Here is an 11,768-nt window from a genome sequence, read left to right on the forward strand (position 1 = left end):
CGCGCCCGAAAGGAGTCGAACCCATAACCTTCTGATCCGTAGTCAGACGCTCTATCCAATTGAGCTACGGGCGCATAATGTTTTAATAGCAACTTATATATATTAACACAATCGTTTAAGTGTGTCAATATCTTTTTTGGTGCGGCCGAGAGGACTTGAACCTCCACGGGGTTGCCCCCACTAGGCCCTCAACCTAGCGCGTCTGCCATTCCGCCACGACCGCATAACATGACAGGTTTATATCTTAACTGATTCAAACGCATTAATCAACAGGTAATTAATGGTGCGGGTGAAGGGAGTCGAACCCCCACGCCTTGCGGCGCCAGATCCTAAGTCTGGTGCGTCTGCCAATTCCGCCACACCCGCGTATTAATATCATCCCGCCTAAGCAGAATCCAGAGAAAGTTTTTTCAACTGTTGTAAAAAAACTGGTGAGCCATGAAGGACTCGAACCTTCGACCCTCTGATTAAAAGTCAGATGCTCTACCGACTGAGCTAATGGCTCATTTTTGAAGTGGAACAAAGATTGTATCCACCCATTTATTTTCCCTCATCGCATCTGATGCTCAAAAGACCTTCGGTCTTTCTCGCAGATTGCCAGGGAAGAAAACTCAATGCAGCGAGCAATCTGCTCTGCCGACTGAGCTAATGGCTCAAAAAAATGGCTGGGCTAGCTGGATTCGAACCAACGCATGACGGAGTCAAAGTCCGTTGCCTTACCGCTTGGCTATAGCCCAATGAAAATGGCGGTCCCGACCGGGATCGAACCGGCGATCTCCTGCGTGACAGGCAGGCATGTTAACCGCTACACCACGGGACCATTGAAGATATTTTTTGTTTTTTTGTAAATGGTGACCCCTACGGGATTCGAACCCGTGTTACCGCCGTGAAAGGGCGGTGTCTTAACCGCTTGACCAAGGGGCCATATATGAAATGTTCTGGCGGAGAAGGAGGGATTTGAACCCTCGCGCCGGTTACCCGACCTACACCCTTAGCAGGGGCGCCTCTTCAGCCTCTTGAGTACTTCCCCATACCTCGAAAAAATTAATGGCTCCGCAGGTAGGATTCGAACCTACGACCGCTCGGTTAACAGCCGAGTGCTCTACCACTGAGCTACTGCGGAATAGCAGCATTTCTTCTTGCTTTATTTCATGATGACGTCTTATCGACTCTTACTATTATAGGGAGCAGCCCAGCAAAAGTCAACCATGTTTTTAATATTTTTCGAACCCGAGCTTGAATGCCTGGAAACCTTAATCTACAACTATTTCTTTGACCTTGACCAGCTTTCCCCTGCATTTTCCGCAAACATATTTTGAAGTGTTAATGGATCTTTTCCTGCGATAGTCCAACTTACATTTGCTGCATTGATAAATCAGGAACTTTTGGCTCTTTGATTTTCGTTTCTTTTCCTCAGGCAGAGTGGAACAAAATCTGGGTGCATCTACTTGTTTGAGCAATTTCCTAAAATCATTGTCTCGATGCTTATAGCCTTTCCCTTCCAGGTGAAGATGGTAATGGCAAAGCTCATGCTTGATAATACCGATAAGCTCCTCTTCTCCAAGCTGTTCGAAATACTTTTTGTTAATTTCGATATTGTGGCTATTCAGCATATACCTGCCCCCGGTGGTTCGAAGTCGGGAATTGAAGAAGGCTTTATGCCTGAACGGCTTTTGGAAATAGTCATCTGAGATTTTACTAACAAGATCCTGCAATTCTTGGTCTGTCATTTAAGAACTCCTGCCTTTTTAGAAACCTGACAACCCATTATAGCATATATTAATGTTACCTTTTACCGTATTTATCTTAAGGAGGTATTGTTTATGCCAGTCTGGTTCCAGAATCAAATGAAACGAGCCTTCTATGAAAAAAATCGTTATCAAATCAAACTCTTAAATCAATGTTGGTTTTTTTATAGAAAGAAACAGGAGTAATGAAAAAGACTGCAGGATTGACTGCAGTCTTCTTTATTATGCTTGATCGGGCTTCAGCATTGTCAAAGCGACACGGCCTTTTTTCTGGTCTACACTGTCTACCCATACTGTTACTACATCGCCTACCGAGACAATATCCAATGGGTGTTTTACAAAGCGGTTGCTTAGTTTGGAGATATGGACAAGGCCATCCTGTTTAACGCCGATATCCACAAAAGCTCCGAAATCCACTACATTTCTTACAGTCCCCTGAAGCTCCATCCCTGGTTTTAGATCCTCCAGCTTTAGAACATCTTTCTTTAGAAGCGGAGCTGGAAGTTCATCACGCGGGTCTCTTTCTGGACGGACGAGAGCGTCAATGATGTCCTTAAGCGTCAGTTTACCGATTCCAAGCTGGTCAGCTGTCTGATCGATATTGATTTGCCCTAAAACATCCTTCAGTGCGAATGTCCCTAGATCTGACGTTTTAAATCCGAGACTGTCAAGCAGCTGCTTTACCTCGCTATAGCTTTCCGGGTGGATGCCAGTGCGGTCAAGCGGTTCTTTTCCGTCAATGACACGAAGGAATCCAATTGCCTGTTCATAGGTCTTGGCTCCAAGGCGCGGGATTTTTTTAAGCTGTGCACGGCTCGTGAACTTCCCTTCCTCTTCTCGCTTCTTGATGATGTTATTGGCAACCGTCTTTGATAGTCCTGATACATATTGCAACAATGATGATGAGGCTGTGTTTACGTTAACACCCACCTGGTTAACTGCCGTTTCTACAACGAATGTCAGGGATTCGGATAGTTTCTTCTGGCTTACATCATGCTGGTATTGACCGACACCAACAGATTTAGGATCGATTTTCACGAGTTCTGCCAGAGGATCTTGCAATCTGCGCGCGATCGAAACGGCACTTCTTTCCTCTACTTGATAGTTCGGGAACTCTTCACGGGCAAGGTCAGATGCGGAGTAGACACTTGCGCCTGCTTCATTGACGATTAGATAGAAAATTTCTCGATCCAGTTCCTTTAAAATATCTGATACGAATTGCTCCGTCTCCCTTGAAGCTGTACCGTTGCCGATGGCCACCATTTCTACATCGTAATCTTTCAGGACTTTAATGAATTTGTCCCGCGCTTCGGTACTTTTAGCACTCGATGTATGCGGATAGATTACACCGATCGATAAAACTTTTCCGGTCTCATCGACAGCAGCCAATTTGCAGCCCGTCCGGAACGCAGGGTCTACTCCAAGAACGACCTTTCCTTTTAAAGGAGGCTGAAGGAGCAGTTTGCGCAGGTTTTCGGAAAAGATATGGATCGCCTGCTCTTCTGCTTTTTCCGTGAGCTCATTCCTGATTTCACGTTCAATTGATGGCTGGATCAACCGTTTGTAGGCATCCTCAATCGCTTCTGTTACCGAAGTTGCTGTTACAGAATGATTTTTGGAAATCCACTTACGCTGCAGATAACTCATGATCATCTCTGTTTTCGGCTTGATTGACACCCTTAAAAGGTCTTCTTTCTCACCGCGGTTAAGCGCAAGAATCCTGTGAGGGACTACTTTACTGACCGGTTCGGAGTATTCGTAGTACATCTCATAAACATTTTTCTCATCTTGCTCTACGTTTTTTACGGCAGATTCAATCGAGCCTGTCTTAAAGGTTTCGCTTCTAATCCATTTACGGCTTTCTGCATCGTCGGAAATGATTTCGGCAATGATATCCTTCGCGCCTGCAATCGCGTCCTCGACGGATTCAACGCCTTTTTCATCTGATAAAAACTCCCCGGCCTTCTCTTCAAGACTGCCACTAACAGGGAATTCCAGCATCCATTGAGCAAGAGGCTCAAGGCCTTTCTCTTTGGCGACGGTTGCTTTCGTCCTTCTTTTTTGCTTGTACGGACGGTAAAGGTCTTCTACTTCCTGAAGCTTGATCGATTTTTCTATGTTCGCTTTAAGTTCGTCTGTCAGCTTTCCCTGTTCCTCGATCAGCCTGATGACTTCTTCTTTGCGCTGTTCCAAGTTCTGTATGTATTGCCATCTTTCAACGATGTTGCGAATTTGCACTTCATCAAGGGCGCCAGTCATTTCTTTCCGATATCGGGCGATGAACGGAACCGTGTTCCCTTCAGCGATCAATGAAATCACACTTTGCACCTGTTTCGCTGCTAACGATTGCTCTTTGGCAATGATTTTTACATATTGGTCTTGCTTATCCATTGTTTGAGTCAAGAGACAATCCTCCATTATCATATTGGTATTTCTTGATACCTTAATAGTGTACCAAAACCGGGGTGAGGTTTACAGTTTCGCTTCTGCCCGGAAGGATATTAATGAATTGTGAAAGACATCTATATAAAACAAAAAGAAGTCCACCGGCTATAGTAGACTTCCCACAATAAAAGTTGCATCATCCATTGAGTTTGCGTATTCGCTTTTGATTTGTTCCGCGACGGCTGCTATGGACCGGTATCCCTTCAAAAGTGTTTTTGCGCCATGGATATCAAACCCATCTGAGTAGATCAGGAATTTTGAATCTGGCTCGTAAACAAATCGTTGGGTGTGGAATACTTGCGGCTTCCCTGAAAGATAACCTGTAACCGGCAAAGGGTACGTCAATTTGCCGTTTGGCGCATAGAGGAAAAAGCGGATATTCCCGACGCAGCTGTACACGAATTGACGGCTTTCGAAGTAGACCTTGAAGATCGATACAGCAGCACCGCGCTTTTGCACCAGAATGTTGTTGCAGTATTTCATTAGTGTATCAACATCTTCATGATGGTGCTGTTCGACTACTGAAACGACCGCCGCAGATGCTTCATGCGCGTATTGCCCTGACCCGAGTCCATCTGCTACTACACAGACAAAATAATCATCGGTGGCTGTATAATAGTAACTGTCACCGCACTCTAATTTACCTTCTTTGATTGTCTGGTAAGCATAAAGTTCTATTTTGTCCTTGAACTGTTGGATCATGTAATATACTCCGAGTTGTTGTTTTCCGCATGAATCGCTTCTTGAAGCTTTTTGATTGCCCTTCTTTGAAGTCTTGATACATGCATCTGTGAAATACCAAGCTTGTCACCAGCCTCTTTCTGGCTCAGGTTATCAAGATAGGTATATTGGATAATTAACTTTTCGCGCTCGCTCAGTACATGAAGTACTTTCTCGAGAACCATTCTCTGGTTGATTTTTTCATAGCCTTCATCAATATTTCCGACGATGTCCAACAGGGTGACTGTTCCGCCGTCAGAATCGGCTTCAATAGAATGGTCAACGGATAAAGCCTGGTAGCTTTTCCCCATCTCCATCGCTTCCAACACTTCTTCTTCGGAAACCTGAAGTGCTTCTGCGATTTCATCCACTCGAGGAGAGCGGTGCAGCTGGGTGGTCAAATCTTCGACAGTTGTTTTGATTTTAGGACCAAGTTCTTTTATCCTGCGCGGTACGTGAACACTCCACGTTTTATCTCTTAAGAATCTTTTGATTTCACCAATGATGGTCGGCACGGCAAATGCTTCAAAGCTTTTGCCGAATGTTTCATCGTAACGGCGGATTGCACCTAAAAGACCGATCATTCCAACCTGGAAAATATCCTCGTGGAATGACCTTCCCTTCGAGTACTTTCTCGCGATGGTTTCGACAAGGTTTTGATAATGAAGAACCAGCTCATTCTGGGCGTCTGCATCCTCATGTAGCTGGTAGGCTTTGATTAATTCATTAATCTCTTCTTTTGGCCTCTGCTTAGGTTGAGATTGTCTCTGCATCTCTCTCCACCTGCTCTCCTTCTCGGTACTTGGTCATAAAGACCGTGACGCCCTCTTTGTGATGGATCCGAACCTCGTCCATCAAGGTTTCGATCAGATACAGTCCCAAGCCTCCTTCGCGAAGGAATTCCACAGAACTATTCTGGTCATAAGGACCGAGGCCCTGGCGCGCTGAGTGGAAGTCAAAGCTTTGTCCATTATCTGCAACCATCACTTCAAGCTTGTCTTCATACAATCCGAAACCAATGATAACTTCGCCATTCTCATTGTTTTTATATGCATGCTGCACAGCGTTGGTACATGCTTCGCTGGTCGCAATTTTTAGGTCTTCAATTTCGTCATAGGAAAAACCCATGCGGCTTGCAATACCAGAAAGGGTCAAACGAATGACACCTACGAATTCCGGTTTAGCCGGGATTTTCATCTCAATATAGTCAAATGACTGGTTCATTGCACTCCACCCTCTATCTGGCTGTTTATATCGATAATGTCGGCCAAGCCGGTGATTTCGAAAAGTCTCTGCAAACGTTCGGACAAGCCGACGATCTTGAACTCACCGTCGTGTGCACGGACGTTCTTGAATACTCCTACAAATACTCCAAGCCCAGTACTATCCATATAATTGACCTCTGAAAGGTCAACAACCATCTTTACACCTTCTTTTTCAGATAAAGGGAAAAGCTTTTCACGAAGCTGTGGAGCTGTATATGCATCAATTTCACCGTTTACTTTAACTGCTAACTTAGATTCTGTTTCTTTAACATCTATCGAAATATTCATAAATGACCCACCCTTTACAATTCAATTGCTCTTTTGATTTACCCGTTTCGGGTTCTGATTAAACATCTCTTTTCAAAATGATCAAAGTAAAATCATCCCGCAATTGGAAATGCTGAAGTTTTTCAAGTTCCCTAAAGATATTATTGACAATTTCCTGAGCATTTAAGTGAATATATTTATTTATATATCCGATTAATGTTTCCTTTTCGATGAAACCCTCTTCCGTCCTGCACTCAGTCACTCCGTCAGACATCAGGATCACCATATCCCCAGGAAGTATTTCTTTTTCGTACTGGGTATACTTTGTCCGTTTGTCCACTCCTAACAGCAAGCCTCTTGCGACCAACTCTGAGAATTCCTTCTTTTTGGAATCATAATAGAAGCCAGGCTCATGCCCTGCGGAAGCATAATAGAAGATGTTGTTGGAAGGATTGAACATTCCATAAAACATTGTGATGAACATGCTTGGGTCAACGTTCTGTTCAACGACTCTGTTCAGGTTTTCCAGGATGCTGCTCGGATCAAGCCGGTTTTCTGGCAGGCTGTCCATCGCATACTTAATCATGGACATACAAAGCGCTGCCGGAATCCCTTTTCCGATTACATCAGCGATCGCAACACTGATATTGTCATTCTCATCCTGGACAAAATGGAAATAGTCACCATTCATATGCTTTGCAGGGACGCTGATTGCGCCGATATCGATACCGGGAACGGTAGGGATATTCGTGCCAAGCAGGGTTTGCTGGACATTAGCGGCAATTTCCATTTCGGACCTTAATTCCTCCTGCTGGTGCCTTAAGCTTTGATGCTCACGGTAAGCAATACCATAACCAATCATCACTTCGAGGAGAATGTCAAAGGAATGCATAATATCCTCTGGTAGTTCAGGATACATTTCAAGAAGCAAGCTTTTATGCAGGCTGATGATTTCTTCCGGTGCGATTTTGTGCTCTATCGACTTCCGGCTGAATTTCTGTCCTGCATATAATGCTTGTTCGGATTGCTCTTTTATATAATTGTCAAGAATATCCCGATACTTTGATTCCATCATTTCTCGGAAATCCATACTGTTTCCCCCTAACGGAGCCATTTAGTTGCTTTGATCTGTGTTCCTTGTCCAGGAGTAGAGTCTATGTCGAATTCGTCCATAAGACGCTTAACCCCGGGAAGGCCGGCTCCAAGTCCTCCTGATGTTGAATAACCATCTTCCATGACCTGGCGTATTTCTTTAATACCTGGGCCGCTATCTACTGCATTGATTCGCAATCCCGCTTTTCCGCCGTCATACAGTTTATCGATGCAAATCTGTCCTTTTCCGGCGTACAAGTAAATATTCCTGGCCAATTCACTGATGGCTGTGGTGATTCTTGCTTGGTCAACCGTGCCGAAACCAAGCTCTTTCGCTACATTCCTGCCAAGCTGGCGCGCGGCCACGATGTCCCATTCATTGATAATCGTTACGCAGGATTGGATGTCCATTCAGCTATTCCCCCAATTCCTGTTGTAATTTCTCCAAACCTTTTTCTAAATCTAATGCAGTTAGGACATCATCAAGTCCGATTCCTAATTCAATTAGCGTTATCGCTACAGCAGGCTGGATTCCTGTTATGACTACAATCGCACCCATAAGCTTGGACATGTTGATGACATCTCCAAGGACTTTGGCGATAAAAGAGTCGATGAAATCGATTGAGGTTAAATCAATGACGACACCATTGGCACTTGTCTCATGAATTTTATGGAGCAAGTCCTCTTGAAATTGAAGAGCAGTTTGGTCATCAAGCTCCCATTGAATGGAGACCAACAGACAATCATCCAGCTTTAGGATAGGTATTCTCACTTTGCTCCCTCCAGTGAAACGATTTTTTTATTTGTCAGCTCAAGAGCTGCTTCTATTCCTTTTTTCAAGTTATTCTTCGTTGTAAATTGGTTCAGGTCAATGCCCAGGTTGACGATGGTCTGGGCTATTTCCGGACGGATCCCGACCAGCATGCACTTGGCACCAATAAGCCTGACAGCATCCGCTGCCTGGATAATATGGTGGGCAACCATCGTATCTACGACAGGAACACCTGTAATATCTATAAGAACTACCTCAGAACGGTGTTTAACCGCACCTTTTAGCAGGTTTTCCATGATTTGTTTTGCACGCTCTGTATCGATGGTACCAACAAGCGGCATCACCGTAATTCCTTCAAATACAGGAATAAGCGGAGCCGAAAGTTCCTGAAGGGCAATTTTCTGAAGGGAAACCGTTCTTTCCCATGTAGACGAGTATACACTGACAATCTCATTGTTCATTGGAGTTGCCCAGCGGTCAAACTCAAAGATGATTTCCATCTGATTCTCAGGCGTTACGACTTCTTCCCTCTGCATCCCTTCAAAAACAATTAAATTAAAGGTATGAAGGCCTTTGGTGACAAACGTCAATGGCCAGCCAAGCCTGACCACCTTTTCAGCAAAATCCGTCAGCCTTTCCTTATATTCCTCACTCGTACCTTTAAAATTAGATATGATCAAATCGATAAATTCCTTGCTCGTTGATTGGAATACACGATCTGATACTAAACGGACCACCCGATCATCCGCTTCTTCTTTCGTCCTATCTATCCATTGATCCAGGATGTCTTGTTTATGACCCTGAATATAATTTGATATTATTTTATTCATTCCATCCTCCCCATTCTATCACAACAAAATTTTACATTACCCCAATCCGCCCAAATGTAAACCATTTTTAAAACTGTAATTAAATTTTCACAAAATCCTGATTATATATCTCCATTTAATGATAACAGTTTTCTTTCGTCAAATAAAATCAACTTGTCGACACCATTCATGGAATATCGCATAGTTATTATTCCTATTTTTGCTGAATTAAATTTTAGCGTGGGTAAATTTTGTGTTTATGCCTGTGTGGCGATTGGGAGATTGGTGACTCTTCGGCTTGCTTCGGACAGCTTTCCTGCTTTTCTTGCCGCACCTCTAAAACAACCCCGCCAATTAAAAAAGAGACAAGCGCTATGCTTGCCTCCCACACAGAAAACATCCGTTTCTATTTTTTGGGGGTTATGTAAAAGGCCTGCTGGCAGGCCAGGTGGTCCGGTTACAAAAAAACGCTCTTTTTATTCAAGAGCGTGCTGTTGATCAGAATTCAATAAGACCTAAACTTACCTGAAGGGCTTCATCCACTTTTTCCATCATTTCGTCATCGAGATGGGTAATTTTATCGGTTAGGCGCTGTTTGTCAATTGTGCGTATTTGTTCCAATAATATGACCGAATCTCTTTCAAAACCGTACCGCTTCGCATCAATTTCTACATGAGTTGGAAGCTTGGCTTTTTGGATCTGTGCCGTGATCGCTGCGATAATGACTGTGGGACTGAACCGATTCCCGATGTCGTTTTGGATGACCAGGACAGGGCGCACTCCGCCTTGTTCCGAACCAACAACTGGGGATAGGTCTGCAAAATAGACGTCACCACGTTTGACAATCAAAGGATCATCCTCCGCTGACTAGACGTTCAACTGTGTGTTCTGCCTCGTATTCTGCTTGAAATGCTTCTGATGCAATGGTTAGATTAATCTTGGCCATTTCCATATAGCCACGTCTCATGGATTCACGAATTTGTCTCTTTTTCTTCTCACGCAAAAACATTTTTGTTGCCTGATAAATAAATTCGCTGCGGTTTACGTTTTCTTGCTTAACAAATCCATCTAGTTCACTCAACAGATGCTGCGGTAACTTTACCAAAATCTCAGTTGTTGCGCTGGATTCAGACACAAACATACACCTCCACCATCATCACTACATACCATTATTAAGTTCGTTATCTCTCTACCATTTCTAATATTATCACTATTTATGCCAGATGCAAAGGTAAATCAGCAATTCTTCTGTATTATCCGCCAAAAAATTAGTATTTTATGCATGGTATTAGCGGGATTACACAGCTTTGTTAATTATTGGATGTGTTTTATAGCAATGAATTGTTCAAATCGACGACTTTGCCATTTTGCCTGTACAATCTTGGCACCCTGGAGGAAATGATGCACGGGACTTCATAATTAATGGTTTCCAGCTTGCTTGCAATCTCATTGATGGAAATCGATTCTTGTTCCTGGCTCCCGATCAGGGTAGCGACCGTTCCAACGGGAACCTCATTCGGAAGTCTTACCATGCATTGATCCATGCAGATACGGCCAATGATCGGCGACCTTTGGCCATCGACCAGCACTTCCTGCCCCTGGAGCCTTCTTATCCATCCATCAGCATACCCAATCGGCAGCGTCCCTACCCAAATTTCTTCAGGGGCTTCATACGTAGCACCGTAGCTGACTTTTTCACCTTTTTCCAGTTTCTTTACATGCACAATCCTCGAGTGGAGAGTGAACGCCTCCTGGAGCTCCACCGGCAATTCAGGAGCGATTTCCATTGATGGCGCCAGTCCGTACATCACGATTCCTATTCTTACGGCATTAAAGTGGGCATCGGGGTGCATAAGGGCGGCTGCACTGTTGCTGCTATGGACGATTGGCGGCAGCTGGTCCAGGGCTGACAGCATTCCCTTGAACGATGCCAGCTGCCTGTTGAAATACGTATCATCCAATTCGTCCGCTGTTGCATAATGTGTGTAAATGCCATGAAGCTGCAGGCGCGGGTCTTCTGTTATAAGCCTTTCCACAGCCTTCAGCTCTTCCACCGTACGGATTCCAATCCGGCCCATTCCTGTATCTATTTTTATATGAAGCAAAAGGGCGGCATCCTTTTTCAATACTTCCTTCGCTTTTTCCAGCCATTCTTTCTGAAAAACAGTAAGGATGATTCCTTCCTCGGCTGCGATATTCACGTCTCCCGGCCTGCTGGCACCAAGGACAAGGATCGGTGCAGTGATCCCCTTTTTCCGCAATGCGAGTGCCTCGTCCATGAATGCTACCGCAAGCATTGACGCTCCTGCTTCCAATGCCGCCTCAGCCACTTGCAAATCCCCGTGTCCATATGCATTGGCCTTCACAACTGCAATAAGTTCAACATCCTCAGACAAATGACCTGAGATTTCCTTTACGTTGTTTTTGATCCGATCCAGGTCCACTTCTGCCCAAGTATCACGGTAAAAAAATCCTTGCTCTTCCACCGAAAACTCCACTTCCTTCAATCCGAGCTTAATTTATATTGTTTAATTATCAAACTGAAAGAACTCAATGTCAAATGGATATATACGGATTTTTCAAGGAGGAACTACTTCTCGGGAGTGAACTGGTTTTAGAAGAGGATATCGATTTATTCCTGAAAAACTAA

The 11,768-nt window shown here is 44.2% G+C and carries 14 protein-coding genes and 9 tRNA genes; 1 reads left to right on the forward strand and 22 read right to left on the reverse strand.

Annotated features, from left to right (window positions below):
- From FS736_RS21335 to FS736_RS21380, 10 genes are all read right to left on the reverse strand, one after another.
- Nucleotides 1-74: transfer RNA gene (locus FS736_RS21335), tRNA-Arg, on the reverse strand.
- A 63-nt stretch (nt 75-137) separates the two neighbouring features.
- Nucleotides 138-223: transfer RNA gene (locus FS736_RS21340), tRNA-Leu, on the reverse strand.
- A gap of 58 nt (nt 224-281) precedes the next feature.
- A tRNA-Leu gene (locus FS736_RS21345) sits at nt 282-366 on the reverse strand.
- 63 nt (nt 367-429) lie between these two features.
- Nucleotides 430-505 (reverse strand) — tRNA-Lys (locus FS736_RS21350).
- Nucleotides 506-662: 157 nt separating this feature from the next.
- Nucleotides 663-737, reverse strand: a tRNA-Gln gene (locus tag FS736_RS21355).
- 7 nt (nt 738-744) lie between these two features.
- A tRNA-Asp gene (locus tag FS736_RS21360) sits at nt 745-820 on the reverse strand.
- A gap of 29 nt (nt 821-849) precedes the next feature.
- Nucleotides 850-924: transfer RNA gene (locus FS736_RS21365), tRNA-Glu, on the reverse strand.
- Between the two features lie 15 nt (nt 925-939).
- A tRNA-Ser gene (locus FS736_RS21370) sits at nt 940-1,030 on the reverse strand.
- Between the two features lie 18 nt (nt 1,031-1,048).
- Nucleotides 1,049-1,123: transfer RNA gene (locus FS736_RS21375), tRNA-Asn, on the reverse strand.
- Between the two features lie 130 nt (nt 1,124-1,253).
- Nucleotides 1,254-1,730, reverse strand: coding sequence for a SprT family protein (locus FS736_RS21380; protein ID WP_144481150.1), 477 nt, complete (start codon nt 1,728-1,730; stop codon nt 1,254-1,256).
- Nucleotides 1,731-1,823: 93 nt separating this feature from the next.
- Between FS736_RS21380 and cmpA the strand changes: the two genes are divergently transcribed.
- Nucleotides 1,824-1,934, forward strand: a complete 111-nt coding sequence (gene cmpA / locus FS736_RS21385; RefSeq protein ID WP_139378277.1) for a cortex morphogenetic protein CmpA — start codon at nt 1,824-1,826, stop codon at nt 1,932-1,934.
- A gap of 36 nt (nt 1,935-1,970) precedes the next feature.
- Here cmpA and FS736_RS21390 read toward each other — a convergent pair whose 3' ends face one another.
- The 12 genes from FS736_RS21390 to alr all read right to left on the reverse strand — a co-directional run bounded on the left by FS736_RS21390 (nt 1,971) and on the right by alr (nt 11,604).
- On the reverse strand, nt 1,971-4,139 hold the full coding sequence (locus tag FS736_RS21390) for a Tex family protein (protein WP_186326889.1): 2,169 nt from the start codon (nt 4,137-4,139) through the stop codon (nt 1,971-1,973).
- A 159-nt stretch (nt 4,140-4,298) separates the two neighbouring features.
- The gene (locus tag FS736_RS21395) at nt 4,299-4,895 is read right to left on the reverse strand and encodes a PP2C family serine/threonine-protein phosphatase (RefSeq protein WP_144481154.1); all 597 of its coding nucleotides are present in this window, start codon (nt 4,893-4,895) and stop codon (nt 4,299-4,301) included.
- Complete coding sequence (gene sigB, locus FS736_RS21400) at nt 4,892-5,686, reverse strand: RNA polymerase sigma factor SigB (protein WP_144481156.1); 795 nt, start codon at nt 5,684-5,686, stop codon at nt 4,892-4,894. Before sigB ends, FS736_RS21395 begins: the two co-directional genes overlap by 4 nt.
- Complete coding sequence (rsbW, locus tag FS736_RS21405; protein WP_079504369.1) at nt 5,664-6,137, reverse strand: anti-sigma B factor RsbW; 474 nt, start codon at nt 6,135-6,137, stop codon at nt 5,664-5,666. The genes sigB and rsbW overlap by 23 nt, the downstream gene beginning before the upstream one ends.
- A complete protein-coding gene (locus FS736_RS21410) occupies nt 6,134-6,466 on the reverse strand; it encodes an anti-sigma factor antagonist (RefSeq protein ID WP_144481158.1) in 333 nt (110 codons plus the stop codon). Before FS736_RS21410 ends, rsbW begins: the two co-directional genes overlap by 4 nt.
- A 58-nt stretch (nt 6,467-6,524) precedes the next feature.
- Entirely contained in the window at nt 6,525-7,535 is a 1,011-nt protein-coding gene (locus FS736_RS21415; protein WP_144481160.1) for a PP2C family protein-serine/threonine phosphatase, read from the reverse strand.
- 11 nt (nt 7,536-7,546) lie between these two features.
- Nucleotides 7,547-7,948 carry an anti-sigma regulatory factor gene (locus FS736_RS21420; protein WP_144481162.1) on the reverse strand — a complete coding sequence of 134 codons (402 nt, stop codon included), beginning with the start codon at nt 7,946-7,948 and terminating at the stop codon, nt 7,547-7,549.
- A 4-nt stretch (nt 7,949-7,952) separates the two neighbouring features.
- Nucleotides 7,953-8,309, reverse strand: a complete 357-nt coding sequence (locus FS736_RS21425) for an STAS domain-containing protein (RefSeq protein WP_041967776.1) — start codon at nt 8,307-8,309, stop codon at nt 7,953-7,955.
- Nucleotides 8,306-9,139, reverse strand: coding sequence for an RsbT co-antagonist protein RsbRA (locus tag FS736_RS21430; protein WP_144481164.1), 834 nt, complete (start codon nt 9,137-9,139; stop codon nt 8,306-8,308). Before FS736_RS21430 ends, FS736_RS21425 begins: the two co-directional genes overlap by 4 nt.
- Nucleotides 9,140-9,616: 477 nt before the next feature.
- The gene (gene ndoA, locus FS736_RS21435; RefSeq protein ID WP_041967053.1) at nt 9,617-9,967 is read right to left on the reverse strand and encodes a type II toxin-antitoxin system endoribonuclease NdoA; all 351 of its coding nucleotides are present in this window, start codon (nt 9,965-9,967) and stop codon (nt 9,617-9,619) included.
- A gap of 4 nt (nt 9,968-9,971) precedes the next feature.
- On the reverse strand, nt 9,972-10,253 hold the full coding sequence (locus tag FS736_RS21440) for a CopG family ribbon-helix-helix protein (RefSeq protein WP_031308192.1): 282 nt from the start codon (nt 10,251-10,253) through the stop codon (nt 9,972-9,974).
- 193 nt (nt 10,254-10,446) lie between these two features.
- Nucleotides 10,447-11,604 carry an alanine racemase gene (gene alr / locus FS736_RS21445; RefSeq protein ID WP_144481166.1) on the reverse strand — a complete coding sequence of 386 codons (1,158 nt, stop codon included), beginning with the start codon at nt 11,602-11,604 and terminating at the stop codon, nt 10,447-10,449.
- Nucleotides 11,605-11,768: the final 164 nt, after the last annotated feature.

The organism is Cytobacillus oceanisediminis 2691 (assembly GCF_007678455.1).
GTDB lineage: Bacteria > Bacillota > Bacilli > Bacillales > Cytobacillaceae > Mesobacillus > Mesobacillus oceanisediminis_A.